Origin of the sequence: Clostridium sp. LS, from assembly GCF_002760435.1 — a bacterium.
Lineage (GTDB): Bacteria > Bacillota > Clostridia > Clostridiales > Clostridiaceae > Clostridium.
Window position 1 is genome coordinate 22,839 of the sequence record NZ_AUUU01000077.1, and the last position, 16,518, is coordinate 39,356.

Sequence of the window (16,518 nt, forward strand, 5' to 3'; positions counted from 1 at the left end):
TTATTTATCTCCTTGCCACCATTATAAATAGTGAATAATTAATTTTTTCATTATCAATGATTTTTTCATCTTGATAAAAAGTTTTTGATTCTATATGATAAAAACCACTACTAGCTAATATTCTTTTTAATTTCTCTTGATTAAATCCATTATGTCCATCAAAATCTGGATATTCTTTATGAAAACTTCCATCCTCCTCGTTCAAATCAACTATACATAAATACCCACCTTCGTTAAGCAAATTATAAAATTTATTTGTTATTAATTTAATATCGTGAATATGATGAAGCACCATGGAGTTGTATATAACATCAAATTTTTCGTTCAATTCATCCCCATTTACTATATCTAAATGTTGCCCAACCATATTGTCTATTTTGTATGTATTAATTTTGCTGTTCAATATATCTATCATCCCTTGTGATGAATCAATAAGTGTAACTTTATTAAATTTGTCATAAATATTAAAACTTACAAGGCCAGTCCCACATCCAAATTCCATTGCTGACTTATTTTCATTATCACTAATTGATTTTATTATTTCTTCTGCTACTACTTTTGCTCTCTTAATTCTTTTTTCCGTATCCCAGTTCTTTGCATATTCATCAAAACTCATTTTTCCTTACTCCTTAAAAATATATTTTTATCGTATAGTAATCTCCTCCATAACCAAATTATATCATATTATGTAAATATATCATTGTATGTTTTTATCCAATCGCTCTTATAAAATAATATTGACATTATAATTTTTCCATATTATGATAATAAAGAACGGAGGTTCTTTATTATGCAAATACTAAAAGATGAAATTAGAAATAAAATATTATCCATAGCCGAAAATATGTTTTACCAAAAAGGTTTTAAAGAAACTACTACTCGTAGTATTGCTAACGAAGCAGGAATAAGTGTTAGCAATTTATATTTATACTATGAAAACAAGGAAGCTATTTTTTATGGGGTAATAGACAATTTCTATGAATTCTTTATGAATGATTTTGAAAAATTTTTTAACCATAATGATAAGAATACTGAAATGAATACTACTATTAGCAATCTTATTAAAAGGATTATTGTAACCTCACACAAAAAGTTTGTAATTATTACAGATAAAAGTCAGAGTACTAAATATGAAGGATTTAAGCAGCAAATCATTACTATTTTAAATGATCATATGAAAGTACAGATAAATAAAAATCTAGTGCAGGATGAGTTAATTCTATCAATCTTATCTAAAAATTTCATAGAAGGAATTATTGAGATAGCTAAGCATTATGAAGATGAACTATGGCTGGAAAAAAGCATCAGAACATTAGTAAAATACCACATGGAAGGTATGAAGCATTTAATGTAAATATTTTTACTCAAATATATGTTTTTTATTTGAGTAAAAAATTTTTCTTATAATAAGGAACAATCGCTCCTTATTACATTCTATAAACAAAAAATAATTAATTTGGAGGTTTGAATATGAAAGCTGCAATTATTGAATTTAGTCCATCAGGTAATACAAATCAGATAAGTGGATTGTTAAAAGATATCCTTGAAAGAAATAATATAAGTACTCAATTAATAAGTATTGCCGGAAGTAAAGAATATTTTTTAACTAATAATAAACAAAGGTATTTACAAGCTACAATTAAAAAACATGATATTCTATTTATAGGTTCTCCTGTATATGCTCATCATCTTCAATATCACGTCAAAGAGTTAATTAAAATTCTGCCACAGCCAGTTAATGGATGGAGTAAAATAGCAGTGCCCTTTGTTACTTATGGTGGAATTTCTTCAGGTATTTCTCTAGATGAAGCAGGAAAATTATTAAGAAAAAGTGGAAGAATAGTTTTAGCTGGTATGAAAATATCTAGTTCACATCGCATGACTAGAGCTTTTATGAAAGATGAATATAATAAAGAACGAGCAGAAGATAAAATAATCAGCACAATCCAAGAACTAGTAAACAAAATTAAATCAGTTGATTTGAATTCTGTAAAAGATAATTCTAAATACCTTAAATATCAAAGCTTAGGAACATATATAAAATCAAATCTGGTATTTAAAGAAAAAGAATGGCATAAAAAAAGATACCCTAATATATTAATTGACACTGATCAATGTATAAAATGTGGAAAATGTACAGTTATATGTCCTGTATGCCATCTACAACAAAATACCGAAAAATCTATAATAAAAAATGAAAACTCTCAATGTATTCACTGTTTTAATTGTATAATAGAATGTCCCAAAAAAGCAATCTCATTACTTGGTGATCTTGATAAAGCAAAAAACTTTTTTGAAAAAATCATAAAAAAAGGTAAAGAAAATCCTGATACTTGTTTATATCCAAAATAATAAATTTTAATATAATAAAAGCAAAATAAAGCCTTAAAAAAGGCTTTACTCTATTTACAGATTCAAATTTAGAAACTCTTAGTTAATTAATATCCTTAACTTTATGTGATTTATCACTGAAGATTGCAAATACAAGGCCAAATATCAAAATAAAGCTAAATGTCTTAAATGTATTGTCATAGCTAACATAATTATTTAAAGATGTGTAATTTATATTATTACTTAGCAATGTAGCTAATATAGCAACTCCAAGAACCATACCAAAGGTACGCGAAACATTTGCAACTCCTGATGCTATACCTACTTTATCCCTTGGAGCATTTCTTACAGTAGATGCCATTAAAGGAGACATAGTCATTCCTATACCTGCTCCAGATATTAATAACCTCCACATTACATCAAATCGTGATGAATCAGCATTAAGAGTGCCAAATAAGTATACTGAAATTGATGTCAGTATTATTCCAGCTACAGCAAATGGCCTAGCACCGATTTTATTAGATATAGGTCCTGCTATAAGAGAAAATATGATCATAGCAATTGGCATAGCAATTATAGTTAATCCCGCATCAAGCACTGATAATTTCATAATACGTGTTAAAAAGAATGAAACCAAGAATGACCCTGCCATCATTCCGGCAGTCATAAAGATTAAAGTTATAGAAGCACTTGAGAAATATTTTGATTGTAAGAGCTGCATTGGCAGCATTGGCTCTTCAGAATTTAATTCAATAAATATAAATGCTGCCATTGAAATTGCAGAGGCTGAGAATAACATTAATATATTTACTGATGTCCAACCTTTATCAGGTGCTTGAACTAGTCCAAGTATTAAAGTTAACATTGAGATACTAACTGTTGTAATACCTAAGAAATCTATCTTTTTAGATGCAGTTTCGTCAAAAGACTCTTTTAAGAGAATTGCTGATAATATAAATGAAATAATTCCAAATGGCACATTTACAAAGAAAACTGCCTGCCAATTAAAAGCATTTGTTAGTATACCTCCCAAAGCAGGTCCACATGCTGATGCACAACCTCCAACTGCACCCCAAATCCCTACTATAGCACCAAACTTTTCTACTGAAAAAATTTCAACTGATAATGGAATTGTTAATGGGACTATGATACCCGCCGATAAACCTTGTATTACCCTTAAGCTAATAAGCATTTCAAGTGAAGTAGAAAATCCTTCTAAAAAAGATGCTATTGTAAATACAAACAATCCAAATAAAAATAACTTTTTACGACCAAATTGATCTCCAATTCTCGAAGCAGTTAAAATTATTACAGAAAGAGCTATATTAAAACCGTTAGATACCCATGTTATATCCTGTACACTTCTATTGAAGGACTCTGCTATTTTAGGTAATGCAATATTAACTATTGTTGTATCAAGCAATGTCATAAAAAAACCTATTACTATAGCAATAAAAGGCAGCACTTTAGCATTTTTAGTTTTATTTTTTTCATTAATCATATTTCCTTCTCCTTTACTATTAACAATCAGTGATATAAATTTACATTCTTAATAGCATGTCATTTTAAAATTAAAATAATTATTCCTATAGAAATATTAACTATCACGAAAGATTTCTTGCAATATTTTTTAGCTACTAAAAAATATCTTTAAAAAAATGTCCCATTATTCAATGGGCCAATTTTCTATTAGGCTATCTAAAAACATATTTATAGTTTTAATCTCATCTTTAGATGAATTATTCAAATATTGTACTATCTTTTCGTATACTTCCTTATGATAGTTACTGTGTCCTAGATTTGCTTTTTCTCCTAAATCCGTCAATCTATAAAAGACTTCTTTGTTATTATCATTTAATTTGTATTGTTCTATAAGCCCTTTTTTTATAAGTTTATTTGTTACTTGATTAACAGCGCCATTTGTAATACCTAATATTTTTGATAATTCGCTGGCATTTACATTAGAATGATTATTTATTGCTTCTATTGTATGAATTTCTGAATGGTATAAATTATGACCACTTCCATAATCTTGGGGCTTTTTATTTGTTTGGTTAATTTTATTTGACAAACGGACAACTTTTTCAATAACTTCTATTTCTTTATTCATTTACATCACCTAAGAATATTTTATAGTAGCTAAAAAATAATGTCAATATTTTTTAGTTACTATAAAATACTTTTTATCAATTATTTATTTAATATGGCAAATTAATATTATACCTCACATAATTACCGTTAATCTAGTAAACGTATAAATCTAATCCTCATTACAAAAGCTAATTTATATTCATGTTTTGTAAGCTATGGAGGATTCTATGGAAAAAGATACGCTTTCGCAATATTATATTTTTTTAATATTAATACCAGTATTATGTGGAACTGTAGCCAGATACATCACTCTTGTAGTAGATTATAGGCAATACCCTACTTATCCAAATGGATATCTTATTCACTTAGTAACTGGTTTTATATCTTCAGGAATAGGTGCTATTGCAATTCCTGCTTTGCTTGAGAAAAACTTTGAGGCTGTCACATTTCTTCTACTTGCTACTGAGCAATTTCGTGAAGTAAGACGAATAGAAAAAGAGAGCCTTCAATCACTTGATGATGTTGAACATGTTTTTAGAGGAGAAGCTTACATAGATGGCATTGCTAAAACTTTTGAAGCAAGGAACTATTTTTCGCTTCTTGTAGCTTTTATTACTAGTTTAATAATGCATATTATTCCAAATAAATCCTTTGTTATAAATATATTATTTGGAATTTTATCTGGAACTATTTCTCTTTACATACTTAAAACTTTTTCAAAAGGCAGAGCTGTTAAAGATATTGCTGATATTAAACTTGCAAATATAACAGTAAAGAACTCTGAATTATATGTAGATGATATCTTTGTTACAAATCATTTGGGAACAGATAACTCTAGAAAATTAGTTGAGAGTGAGGGTATTGCTGCTATAATCTCTCCCAAAGAGAAACATTTTAGCAGGATACTTAATCATAATGGTCAAAGGCAGGCTATAATATTTGAAGCCTGTAGAATGCTAGGACTCAAAAGATATCACTATACTCGGTGCGATTATGAAACAGGAAGAATCGCAGTTGTAATGGTTCCAATTATTTATGATGAAGGAGCATTTATTGAAACCATAAAAAAAACTCCTCTTTTAGAAAGTATAAGAAAAAGTTATAAAATAATGGGGACTAATTCTAAAAAATAGAAAGGATTGATGTTATGGGTGCTGATTCTTATAATACAGGTTATGAAATAATTGCTTATATATCTCTATCAAAAGATAGGGCACAAAATGGTAATCCATTAATTTTATTTGCTAATAGTCAAGAAGAACAAAAGCAATTAACAGAAGATATTGCAAAAGCTATACGAGGTGAAGTAGTTCAGCTTACATGTGGAGACTATATGGTTATTAGTAAATCTTAGACAAAAGCTTGTACTTAAAGCCTTTATGTAGTATCTATAGGCTTCTTGATAACTTAGAAATATATTTTACAGTAATATTTTAATAAGACTAATTCCAAACATAATCTGAATTAAAGCAACTCCACAAGCATAAATGGAAGCTTTTTTTCCCAGTTTAATAAGTTCACTAAATTTCACTCTCATTCCTATGCCCGCAAGAGCAATTATTTCAAAGTTACTACTTATTAGTTTAAACCAATTAGAAATTTGTGTTCCAAATATACCGATTGTATATAATGAACACATAACTAAGAAACCTAATACGTACCAAGGTACTTTTATCTTCGCATTTGAACTTTTATAAGCATCTTTGCATTGTCTCTTTTTCATCGCTCCAAAGCTTAATAAAACGAAAATCAAAAATACTATGCGAACTATTTTAAATATAGTTGCTAAATCTTTAACCTGTCCATTTACTAAACTACCACTTGCGACAACCTGTCCAACCGATTGAAGTATTCCTCCTATTAATGCAGAGGTTTTTACTGTTTCTGATGAATACATGATGTTAGCTATAAGTGGTAGAATCAGCATTAATACCGTGCCTGTCACATTTACGATGGTTATTGCTATAACTTTATCATTATCATCTGCCTCAATAACTGGTACTGTAGCTGCTATAGCTGAAGAACCACAAACTGCATTTCCACTTGCCATCAAAAAGGAGAAGTTATCTGAAAATCCAAGTTTTTTTCCTATTGATATTACACATATTATTGTTATTAACATTTGCAAAACTATAAACGTTATTCCCGATACTCCTAATTTAAAAATGGTTTGTGCACTTAAGGTTCCTCCGAGCAAAACTATTGAGTAAGATAATAATTCACTTTCAGCAAATTTAGTGCCTTTGTCATAAATCTGATTATTACAAAATGTATTTCCAACTGCCATACCAATAAATATTGCTAAAGATGCCCCTCCTAAACTAGGAATATAATTTCCAATATACTTTCCTATCATTGCTATGATCACACATACAATAATACCCGGTAAAATTCTAAAAATGGTATTTACTTTTTTTGAATTTAAAATCATTTAACCTCATCTCCTAAAAATGTAATCTCCACATGAAGTAATTTCTTTTCTATTTTGAGTATAATTAGTATATAATCATAAGTAAAATATATATATTTTATAATAACCATTAATTTTTTTAATAATTAAAAAAGGATTGATCTTATATGATAGATGAACTAAAAACTTTTATAGCTGTTGTTGAATACAAAAATTTTACTAAAGCTGCTGAAGCTATTAATTTATCGCAACCAAGTGTAAGTCTACATATTAAACATCTTGAGGCGTATTTTTGTACAACGTTAATTCAACGTTCAATTAAACAAAAAAACATAAATATAACACAATCCGGGTATTTTTTATATGAACGTGCAAAACAAATTATTAAATTATTAGATGAAACTAAAAATGACATTCTAGACTATGGTAATGTAGTAAAAGGACGATTACATATAGGTGCCAGCCTTACTATAGGCGAGTATTTTTTGCCAGCTTTTTTAGGAGAGTTTGCAAAAGTCTACCCAGAACTGGAACTAGAAGTTACAATTGAAAATACCCATAATATATGTGACAAAGTAAAAAACTTTCAAGTTGATTTGGCTTTAGTTGAAGGTACAGTTCCATCTTCTAATTTTATTATTAATAATTTTTATACTGATACTATGAAAGTTGCTGTTCCTTATAATCATTCTTTACTAAATAAAGAACTTACTATAGAAGATTTGCAAAATCAAACATGGATTAGCAGGGAGGCAGGCTCTGGAACACGAGAATATTTAAACCTCTTTTTAACTAATAATCACATTAACCCTAAAAATATAATTGTATTTGGAAGTAACTATTCTATAAAAGAGGCTGTAAAAAATAGTTTAGGTATTACTTTTATATCTTCTCTTGTCATTAAAGATTCATTAAGAAATAAAGAACTTTCTATTTTAAAGACAAAACATAATTATACTCGTGAATTTTCATATGTAATGCAGAAAGGAATCACTCCATCAAAAGCCGTACTAGTATTTATTGATATGCTCAAAAATTACATAAAAAAATGAGGAACTAAATCTCCTCATTTTATTATGTATATCCGTTTTGAAAATAAAAAGCATTGAATTTAATATTTATTCAATGCTTTTAAATTTTAAAAACTGAACAAAAATAAATAGACAGTATATTGACCATACTGGAATAATATGCTAATATATTTTTAGACAGTATATTGTCCAACTAAAGAGGAGGTATCTTATGGATAATTATAAAGCACTATTTTTAATACAACAAATATATGCAACCCTATTTTCTCTCACTAATAAACTTCAAGTTAAAGGTGATGAATTTTGCGACCAAATTACCAGCAGACAATTTATGGCATTAGTGGCTATTATTCATCTGCCAGAAAATGAAACTACCATTAATAATATTGCCAGAAAACTTGGCACAACAAAACAAAGTGTAAAACAAATGATTAATTCACTGGAAAATAAAGGAATCATCCTTACTCTACCAAGTCAATATGATAAGCGTGCAGTTAATGTGAAGATTACTGAAACTGGAGTTAATGCCATGAAGTTATGTGCTGAAAAATCAATGAGCTTTTTCGGAAATCTTTCTAAGAATTTTTCTATAGAAGAAATGGAAATCTTGTGGACATTATTGAAAAAATTATATAGATTTGATGGCGAAGAACAGGATGGTTTTGAGGAAAATGCTGACTTTCATATGGGTGAAGACACAGCTGAAATACAAGAAAGAGCATTAAAAGAATTTGAAAGAATAAGGAATGAGCAAAATAAAAAATAAAGGTGGAATAATATTATGAAAAATAGTACATCTAATTACAGTGAAGTTTTTAATGACCTATTATCAGAAAAAATGACTGAGTGGAAAGTTCCTGGAATGGCTGTAGGTATTATTAAAGATAATGAAATAATATATTGCGGTGAATTAGGTCTTCGAGATGTTAGCAAAAATCTAAATGTAACTAAAGACACTTTATTTGCTATAGGCTCTGCTAGTAAATCTTTTGCTACATTGGCAATAGGTATATTGGTAGATGAAGGCAAAATTGACTTTGATACTCCAATAAAAAAATATATGCCTAGTTTTGAAATGTATAATAAGTATGCTGAAGAACATATTACATTAAGAGATATGCTTTGTCATCGTTCTGGACTACCTAGACACGATGCCTTATGGTATAACTCTTCCTTAAGCAGAAAAGAATTAGTAGCTAGAATTAAATATCTAGAGCCTAATAAAGATTTTAGAGAAACATGGCAATATAACAATTTAATGTATGCTACAGCTGGCTATATTATCGAGCTAGTTACTGGAATGACCTGGGAGGAGTTTGTGAAGCTAAGGATTTTTGAACCTCTTGGTATGAACAGCACAAATTTTTCAGTGGATGTTTCTAAAAAATCTGATAATTACAGCCAGCCTTATTCAGAAAAAGTAAGTGAAGTTCATCAAACAAACTTTAGAAACCTTGATGAAATAGGACCTGCTGGTTCTATAAATTCAAATTTAACTGATATGCTAAAATGGCTTAAACTTCATTTAAATAAAGGTAAAGTAAATGGGCTGCAGCTTATATCGGAGAAAACCTTAGCAGAATTGCATTCACCACAAATTCCTTGTGAATTATTTCCTTTCAAACTTGATGAAATTCAATTTTCCTCTTATGGATTAGGTTGGTTTATTGAATCCTTTAGAGGAAGAAAACATGTTAATCACGGTGGAGGTATAGATGGATTTTGTTCCTATACAAGTTTTCTTCCTGATGAGAATATTGGTATAGTTATTCTTAGTAATTTAGATAATCCTTTCTGCACCATGCCTACAGCTTACTATATATATGACAAACTATTAGGCTATGACGGAGCTAGCTTCAATGAAAGACTAAAAATTGAAGGTGAAAAAATGTTTAAAGGAATCGTGGACGCTAATAATGCAGTTAGAGAATCTAAAAAAGAAAACTCAACTCCTTTTCGTTCATTAGAGGAATATAAAGGTGTATATGAAAATCCAGGATACGGAGCTGTAAAAGTTGAAACAAAAGATAATTGCTTAAAAATATCTTATAATAATATAGACTATATACTTAATCACAAATGCTATGATATTTTTACTATGACAATAATGGATTATTACTTGATTCATGTCACCTTTAATTACGATGTCAATGGAAATATTAAAGGTGTGTCAATTCCTTTTGAGCAAAGTGTAAAAGAAATTATATTTACTAAGTGTAAATAAGAATACTATAGAATTACATGTGATTTTAATGGCTGCTATATTTTTTTATTAAAGTTGCATGTAATCTTAGTTATTAGAATTTCTTCTTTGTCATTACATGCACAAAAGCAGCAATAACCTGAGTTATTATACCTATAGTACAAAAACCGTACCATCCAAAGTTATTATACATAAGTGCACCTAAGTATGATCCAACCGCTCCTCCTAAGAAGAGGGAAACCATATAAATTGAAGTAATTCTATTTCTCGCTTCTTCGCTTAACCTCTGAATTCTAGTTTGATTTGCAACATTACAAGAATTTACTCCCATATCAAGTAATATCACTCCTAGTATCAATCCCCATACTTGAAATCCAAATGCAATAAAACATAGATAAGAAACAAAGATAACTGCAATATTAACACCTACTGTGAATTTTGCACCTTTTTTATCAGAAAGCTTTCCTGCCAAAGGTGCTAACATAGCTCCAGTTACACCAAGCAATCCAAACATTCCAACTATATTTGTATCGAAATTAAAGGCAGAACTTTGTAACTGAAACGTAAGCGTTGTCCATAATGCACTAAATGCACCTAAAATCATTGCTCCATTTATTGCCGCTTCCTTTATTACAGGAAATTTTTTTGGCAAGGCATTCATTGACTTTAAAGACGAAATATAATTCATATTAGTATTTACATTAGCTTCACATATTGGAAGCATAACTTTTAATACTACAAAAAGACCTATCATAAAAAAGACAGCAATAATATACATAGTTCTCCAATCAAAATATTTTCCGATTATTCCACTTATAACTCTAGATAAAAGCACACCTATTAAAAGTCCACTCATTATATGTCCAATATTCTTTCCTCTTTCTGTTTCATTTGAAAGTTTTGCACATAACGGAAGTAAAAGCTGTGGAATTACAGATGTTGTTCCAATTGCCAAACAAGCTACCGCAGTAAGTTCGAAATTGGAAGAAAAATACATAACCAAAAGAGACAATGCAGATAAAAAAAGCATGATTAATATTAATTTCTTTCGTTCTATAAGATCTGCAAGTGGCAAAATCAGAAATAATCCTAATGCATATCCTGTTTGTGTAAGAGTTGCAAGTAATCCTGCACTAGCCTGTGTAATGTGATAATAATCAGCTATCTTATCCAATAACGGTTGAATATAATAAATATTAGCTACTGCTATCCCACTTGCTGCTGCCATAAGTGCAATCAGCCTGCCATTTAACTGTGGTAATTCATTAGTTATATTTTTATTTGCAACTTCCATAGTTTTCTCCTCTTTTCTTAATTTACATTTTTTATACTAGCTACAATTTCTTTCATCATAAGTGATAATTTTTCCTCAATTTCTTTATCTGTTATCAGGCGATTAACTAAAATGTCATGCAACATGTAATCTTCCATAAGATAAATGTGAGTTGTATCTTCTGTATAAAATGCGTCTCTATCTACCTCAGCAGAATAGCCATACAGTAGTTTTTTGCTATCTACTGAAAGAACAAACCATGGTATATTTTCTATAGTATTATGTGTTTTATTTCTTGAGTGCTTCTCAATACCTTCAATAGGATTGTCAATCTCATGACTGCTTCCTAAAACTTTGCACCCTCGTTTTTTACACTCCTCTAGCTCTGGAAGTAACAGTTCGTACATATGACTCCACACAGAAACTATTACATGATGTTTTGCTTCTTTTAGTAACTGCCTACAGTAAGCTGATATATTTTCCATCCCTTTTACTGTGAAAACGTAGATATCCTGTTTTTTACCTTCCTCTTCTAAATCTCCTAGGTCAGCTTTTACTTCTTCATAATCATTTTCCCATTCTTTTTTTATTCTCTCTAAAAAAATCTTACTAGGTACTGGTGTGTAAATCTTTATATTTTCACTACTTTCTTCAACCATTGCCAGTCCACGGTTAGTTATTGATTCCAAAATATCATAAATTCTAGCTCTTGGTATGCCAGATTCTTTACTGATTCTGTAGGCATTGGCTGTTCCTGTTTTTAATAAACCTATATACGCTTTAGCTTCATAAAGATTCAGACCAAATTTTTGTAATTTATCAAATAAGGACTCTTTCATCTTTCTTTAACTTCTCCTTTCTATGGCGACTATATTACAGAAGGTACTATGGCATAATTTAGTAACTACTATAATAGTTACTATACTACTGCTATATATATTTGTCAATTTGCATTTTAACAAAAATATAAAGGATACCTTTTACGATATCCTTTAACATTTACCTAATGCTTTTCCCAGCAATTTATACCGAGCTAGAGAGAATCTTTAATACTATTAGATTAATCCTCTTTGTTGAAGACTACTATATGTTGCATGTTCTTTTCCTTCCTTATGTTTTGAAATAAAATTTTTAAAAATAGGTTTTAAGTATAGTGCAATCACCAATCTCATAATTATATTTTGTAATGGATATCTATTATTAAGTTTTATATCTCTTGCAATTTTTCTTCCAAGTTCATTTGCTTTCTTTAAATCATTAGTACTTTCACAAACTTTCTTTTCAACTCCATTAACCATAGTATGAATTCCTAAAGTTCCTGAAACATAACTCCTCTCAAATATTCCAAATTTAAATATGCTGGTAAGTTTCTTCGCTACTTTTTTTGCTCCATTTCTGTTATATGACGTAGATATTCCAACACCATACTTCCCTCCAAGCCTAGAAGCATATAAGGTGTAAGTTCCCAAACGCTCAAAAAAACATTTCATTAATGCATTATACTCTAAAGCATAGGTTGGAGAGCCCAATACAATCCCATCTGCTTCATAAATAAGTTTTCTAACTTCTTCAAAATTATCAGGAATAGGACATTCTCCTTTTACATTACAAATTAAGCATCCTTTGCAAAACTCAATCTTGTAATCTGCAAGAAATATTTCCGTTACAGATGCCCCTTCTTCCTTGGCTCCATTAAGCGCTTCTCTTACTAGTGAGGCAGTATTTCCATTAAAATTCGGACTACTTATCACTCCAACAATTTTAATATTTTTTTTCATATCTTTCATCATCCTCCATTACCATACCAATTTTCTTTACAGATTTGAAATAATATAATATACTTCAAGTATACACGTCGTGCATTTGGGTTACATATTGTAACCTACGGATACACCTTGTACATCAACTTTGTCAAGTAGGAGGAAAAAATTTCATGGATACAATATCTAGAAAAGAAAAAGAGAGATTAGCAAGAGAACAAGACATTATAAATGCTGCAGAAAAAGTCTTTACTGTAATGAGCTATAATGGAGCATCAATGGAGGAAATAGCCAAAGAAGCGCAATTTAGCAGAAAAACTATTTATCAATATTTTACTGATAAAGAAGATTTGCTGTTTGTAGTTATAATTAGAGGATTTGAGAGACTTTTAAATACTTTTAAGAAGGCAGTTGAAAATGGGGACAATGGATATGAAAAGCTTAAACGCTTAGCAAATGCTTATTATAAGTTTTATAAGGATTCTCCTAATACGTTAAGTTTAATGAATTATATTGGATATATTAAGCCTACACCAGAAAATGCAGAGAAGCGAGTTGAATTTAATAGAATTAGCGAGCAATTAGCTCAAGAAATTGCAAAAGTAATTGACGAAGGAAAAGCAGACGGAAGTATAAGAAAAGATGTTGATACAAAAAGTTTAACTCATTCTGCTGAATTTATGATAACAGGCTTCTTTCATATGCTGTCTATATCAGGTAAAACTTTCGTAGATCATTTTTCTCTTAATCAGGAAGATTTCGTAACTCTTAATATGAATTTATTATGTGACATATTTCGCGCAAGAAAATAAGAATTGTAATTTACAACACCCTCACTGTTAGAAATATAAAAAGGAATACTCAAAGGACTTGTTGCTTAATGAGTATTCCTTTCTATATCAAATTATTTTTATTTACTAAAAAAATATAATACTTCTAAAAAACACTTGCGATAACTAATACCATTAGTTATAATAATATTATAATTAGTTTATAAATTAATAATTATAAATAAAAGGGGTGTGTTACGATGAAAGTTATTCATGAAAAAACAATATATCAATTAATATTTTTACCTCTACTTTTTCCCGTTAACTGTTATCTAGTAGAAGAGGCTGATAGCTTGACTTTAATTGATGCTGCATTACCCTTTAGCTATAAAGGAATCTTACGTATGTCAAATAAGCTTAAAAAACCCATTACACGCATATTACTCACCCATGTCCATGAAGATCACGTAGGTGCTCTTGATTCTCTAAAAGGATTACTTCCTAATGCAACTATTTATGTTTCTGAAAGAGATTCAAGATTAATGGCTGGAGATATTACTTTAGATAAAGATGAACCTGATATGCCAATACGAGGGAGTATCCCTAAAAAACTAAATACCAGGGCAGACGTACTTCTTAAAGAAGGAGACCAAATTGGCTCATTAGTTGCTGTGTCCACGCCAGGACATACTCCAGGTTCTTTTTCCTACCTTGATACCCGTAATAATGTATTAATTGTTGGCGATGCATTTCAAACAAGAGGTGGAATTGCAGTAGGAGGTCAGATAAGACCGCTATTCCCATTCCCAGCAATGGCCACATGGAATCAAGAACTAGCATTGATAAGTGCCAAAAAGCTTAGGAAATGTGAGCCTACTTTACTTGCTGCAGGTCACGGAAAGATGATAGAAGAACCCCAATCAGCAATGGATCTTGCCATTGCCGCAGCAGAACGAAACTTAATATGTGCTTTACAGAAAAGGAGTAAATAGAATGTCAAGAGGAGTTGGAATTACACAAGAAAATATTTTACAAGCAGCTGCAGAGATTGCAGATGCAAATGGACTAAATGAAGTAACCTTAGCTGAACTTGCAAAAAAGCTTCAAATTCGCACACCATCTTTATATAACCATATAGATGGGCTGCAGCAGTTACGAAAAAAGCTTTCTATATATAGCATGGAGCAGTTATATAATGATTTAGTACAATCAAGTATAGGTATATCTGGAGATGATGCAATTCGTGCATTAAGTAAAGCATATTTATCCTTTGCCCGTATTCATCCCGGTTTATATGAGTCCACCTTTTCATTATCTGATTCTAATGATATTGAAGTTCAAAAAGCCGCAAATAAAATTGTAGATCTTGTTGTCCGTATACTAAATGCCTATGAATTAGATGAAGAATCTGCACTTCATGTAACCAGAGGGCTGAGAAGTATTCTTCATGGCTTTTCTTCTCTAGAACAGAAAGGTGGTTTCGAACTATCATTAAATATAGATATAAGTTTTCAATTGCTAATGGACACCTACCTTGAAGGGCTCCATATTATGAAACAAAACAGTAGTAAAAAGAGTTAGTAAATGCATATTGAAATATTCTAATTTAACTATCTCTTCTTCTAGAAGAACCGATGGAAAAGATCTCATTTTCTTTATTAATTAAAGGCTCTTGCTTAATCTGCTAGAGCCTTTAATTATTCCAGTATTATACATCTGATAAAATAGATAAAGTAACTTTCGTCATTTATGATATGGTTCACCCTTTATTATCCTGAACTTCTTTCTAAAATAGGTCTACAAATTCACCTTGTATACTCTTTCAAAATATCATAGGTGTATTTTATTATTTCATCGCAAGTCACACCTTTTTTCTTTAATTCAATACATTCGAGAGTACCGTACTTTTCTTTAACCTTACTTACTATGTCTTTTGTAAGTATTCTTGAATTATTTTTTTCGTCACTTGTATTTCTACCTTTTAGAGCTCCCACAGCCATAAGAGTTCCCGTAATTGCTCCGCAAGTGCTTCCTACAGCCATACCACCTCCGAAAGGACTTGCCATTGATACAGGAATATCCAAATTTGTATCTTCATTAAACGCCTTAATAATCGATTCTGCGCAGTTGTAACCTTCTTTATGAAATTCTAATACTTTTTCCATTTATATTCTCCCCCACAAATTATATTTTTTATCTAAAATTATATTTAGTAACAATACTTTCTCTATTCTTAGTTTTATCATTAAAGTATTCATAAAATGATAATGCCAAAAAACTTCCTGTTATATTATAAACATTATTGAATCCTAAATTTTGTAGTGCTAAAGTAGCATTGTAGCTTCTTTGACCAGTTCTACAATGTAAATATACTGGTTTATCCCTTGGTATTTCATTTACTCTATTTCTGATCTCACTCAATGGAATATTAATTGCATTTTTAATATGCCCATTATCATATTCTCCTCTTTCTCTAACATCTATTATATAAGCCTTGCGTTCAACAAGCCCTCTAACTAAATCTACATTGACTTGTTTAAAGTCACCATTCAAAAGATTTGATCCAACATATCCTGCATAATTAACAACATCTTTTGCTGTTGCAAATGGTGGTGCATAACATAATTCTAAATCTTTTAAATCTTCTAC

Annotated in this window: 19 protein-coding genes; 10 read left to right on the top strand and 9 right to left on the bottom strand. The window is 29.9% G+C overall.

The annotated features are described in order from the left end of the window. Nucleotides 1–4: 4 nt before the first annotated feature. Nucleotides 5–616 (bottom strand): class I SAM-dependent methyltransferase, encoded by a 612-nt coding sequence (locus COL3_RS17685; RefSeq protein ID WP_008427649.1) that lies wholly within the window; start codon nucleotides 614–616, stop codon nucleotides 5–7. A gap of 174 nt (nucleotides 617–790) precedes the next feature. On the opposite strand from COL3_RS17685, the gene COL3_RS17690 reads away from it, so the two are divergent. Further along, nucleotides 791–1,354: a TetR/AcrR family transcriptional regulator gene (locus COL3_RS17690; protein ID WP_008427648.1), complete on the top strand. Its 564-nt coding sequence runs from the start codon at nucleotides 791–793 to the stop codon at nucleotides 1,352–1,354. Nucleotides 1,355–1,470: 116 nt separating this feature from the next. After that, complete coding sequence (locus COL3_RS17695; RefSeq protein WP_008427645.1) at nucleotides 1,471–2,352, top strand: EFR1 family ferrodoxin; 882 nt, start codon at nucleotides 1,471–1,473, stop codon at nucleotides 2,350–2,352. 82 nt (nucleotides 2,353–2,434) lie between these two features. Here the strand turns inward: COL3_RS17695 and COL3_RS17700 are convergent, their stop codons facing one another. Together COL3_RS17700 and COL3_RS17705 are read right to left on the bottom strand one after the other, a co-directional pair. Then, the gene (locus COL3_RS17700; RefSeq protein WP_008427643.1) at nucleotides 2,435–3,832 is read right to left on the bottom strand and encodes a DHA2 family efflux MFS transporter permease subunit; all 1,398 of its coding nucleotides are present in this window, start codon (nucleotides 3,830–3,832) and stop codon (nucleotides 2,435–2,437) included. A 165-nt stretch (nucleotides 3,833–3,997) separates the two neighbouring features. Continuing rightward, the gene (locus COL3_RS17705) at nucleotides 3,998–4,441 is read right to left on the bottom strand and encodes a MarR family transcriptional regulator (protein ID WP_008427640.1); all 444 of its coding nucleotides are present in this window, start codon (nucleotides 4,439–4,441) and stop codon (nucleotides 3,998–4,000) included. Nucleotides 4,442–4,649: 208 nt separating this feature from the next. Here COL3_RS17705 and COL3_RS17710 point away from each other — a divergent pair, with 208 nt between their 5' ends. Both COL3_RS17710 and COL3_RS17715 read left to right on the top strand, forming a co-directional pair. Then, nucleotides 4,650–5,555, top strand: coding sequence for a YIEGIA family protein (locus COL3_RS17710; protein WP_008427638.1), 906 nt, complete (start codon nucleotides 4,650–4,652; stop codon nucleotides 5,553–5,555). 14 nt (nucleotides 5,556–5,569) lie between these two features. Continuing rightward, a complete protein-coding gene (locus COL3_RS17715; protein ID WP_008427636.1) occupies nucleotides 5,570–5,776 on the top strand; it encodes a hypothetical protein in 207 nt (68 codons plus the stop codon). 66 nt (nucleotides 5,777–5,842) lie between these two features. Here the strand turns inward: COL3_RS17715 and COL3_RS17720 are convergent, their stop codons facing one another. Continuing rightward, entirely contained in the window at nucleotides 5,843–6,853 is a 1,011-nt protein-coding gene (locus tag COL3_RS17720; RefSeq protein WP_008427634.1) for a putative sulfate exporter family transporter, read from the bottom strand. A 146-nt stretch (nucleotides 6,854–6,999) separates the two neighbouring features. Here COL3_RS17720 and COL3_RS17725 point away from each other — a divergent pair, with 146 nt between their 5' ends. The 3 genes from COL3_RS17725 (at nucleotide 7,000) to COL3_RS17735 (ending at nucleotide 10,087) form a co-directional block, all read left to right on the top strand. Beyond that, nucleotides 7,000–7,884 carry a LysR family transcriptional regulator gene (locus COL3_RS17725; RefSeq protein WP_008427632.1) on the top strand — a complete coding sequence of 295 codons (885 nt, stop codon included), beginning with the start codon at nucleotides 7,000–7,002 and terminating at the stop codon, nucleotides 7,882–7,884. Between the two features lie 190 nt (nucleotides 7,885–8,074). Beyond that, the gene (locus COL3_RS17730; protein ID WP_008427629.1) at nucleotides 8,075–8,629 is read left to right on the top strand and encodes a MarR family transcriptional regulator; all 555 of its coding nucleotides are present in this window, start codon (nucleotides 8,075–8,077) and stop codon (nucleotides 8,627–8,629) included. A gap of 15 nt (nucleotides 8,630–8,644) precedes the next feature. Next, nucleotides 8,645–10,087, top strand: a complete 1,443-nt coding sequence (locus tag COL3_RS17735) for a serine hydrolase (protein ID WP_008427626.1) — start codon at nucleotides 8,645–8,647, stop codon at nucleotides 10,085–10,087. A 73-nt stretch (nucleotides 10,088–10,160) separates the two neighbouring features. Here the strand turns inward: COL3_RS17735 and COL3_RS17740 are convergent, their stop codons facing one another. From COL3_RS17740 to COL3_RS17750, 3 genes are all read right to left on the bottom strand, one after another. Continuing rightward, a complete protein-coding gene (locus tag COL3_RS17740) occupies nucleotides 10,161–11,360 on the bottom strand; it encodes an MFS transporter (protein ID WP_008427624.1) in 1,200 nt (399 codons plus the stop codon). A gap of 17 nt (nucleotides 11,361–11,377) precedes the next feature. Beyond that, a complete protein-coding gene (locus COL3_RS17745; protein ID WP_008427621.1) occupies nucleotides 11,378–12,178 on the bottom strand; it encodes a TrmB family transcriptional regulator in 801 nt (266 codons plus the stop codon). Between the two features lie 216 nt (nucleotides 12,179–12,394). Further along, entirely contained in the window at nucleotides 12,395–13,117 is a 723-nt protein-coding gene (locus COL3_RS17750; RefSeq protein ID WP_008427618.1) for a flavodoxin family protein, read from the bottom strand. 155 nt (nucleotides 13,118–13,272) lie between these two features. Between COL3_RS17750 and COL3_RS17755 the strand changes: the two genes are divergently transcribed. The 3 genes from COL3_RS17755 to COL3_RS17765 all read left to right on the top strand — a co-directional run bounded on the left by COL3_RS17755 (nucleotide 13,273) and on the right by COL3_RS17765 (nucleotide 15,450). Then, nucleotides 13,273–13,911 (top strand): TetR/AcrR family transcriptional regulator, encoded by a 639-nt coding sequence (locus COL3_RS17755; protein WP_008427616.1) that lies wholly within the window; start codon nucleotides 13,273–13,275, stop codon nucleotides 13,909–13,911. A 218-nt stretch (nucleotides 13,912–14,129) separates the two neighbouring features. Beyond that, complete coding sequence (locus COL3_RS17760) at nucleotides 14,130–14,861, top strand: MBL fold metallo-hydrolase (RefSeq protein WP_008427614.1); 732 nt, start codon at nucleotides 14,130–14,132, stop codon at nucleotides 14,859–14,861. A 1-nt stretch (nucleotide 14,862) separates the two neighbouring features. Continuing rightward, nucleotides 14,863–15,450 (top strand): TetR-like C-terminal domain-containing protein, encoded by a 588-nt coding sequence (locus COL3_RS17765; protein ID WP_008427612.1) that lies wholly within the window; start codon nucleotides 14,863–14,865, stop codon nucleotides 15,448–15,450. 224 nt (nucleotides 15,451–15,674) lie between these two features. On the opposite strand, the gene COL3_RS17770 is transcribed toward COL3_RS17765, so the two are convergent. Both COL3_RS17770 and COL3_RS17775 read right to left on the bottom strand, forming a co-directional pair. After that, entirely contained in the window at nucleotides 15,675–16,034 is a 360-nt protein-coding gene (locus tag COL3_RS17770) for a C-GCAxxG-C-C family (seleno)protein (protein ID WP_008427610.1), read from the bottom strand. 28 nt (nucleotides 16,035–16,062) lie between these two features. After that, the coding region (locus COL3_RS17775) for a rhodanese-like domain-containing protein (RefSeq protein WP_278286684.1) at nucleotides 16,063–16,518 on the bottom strand (456 nt) is incomplete at its 5' end.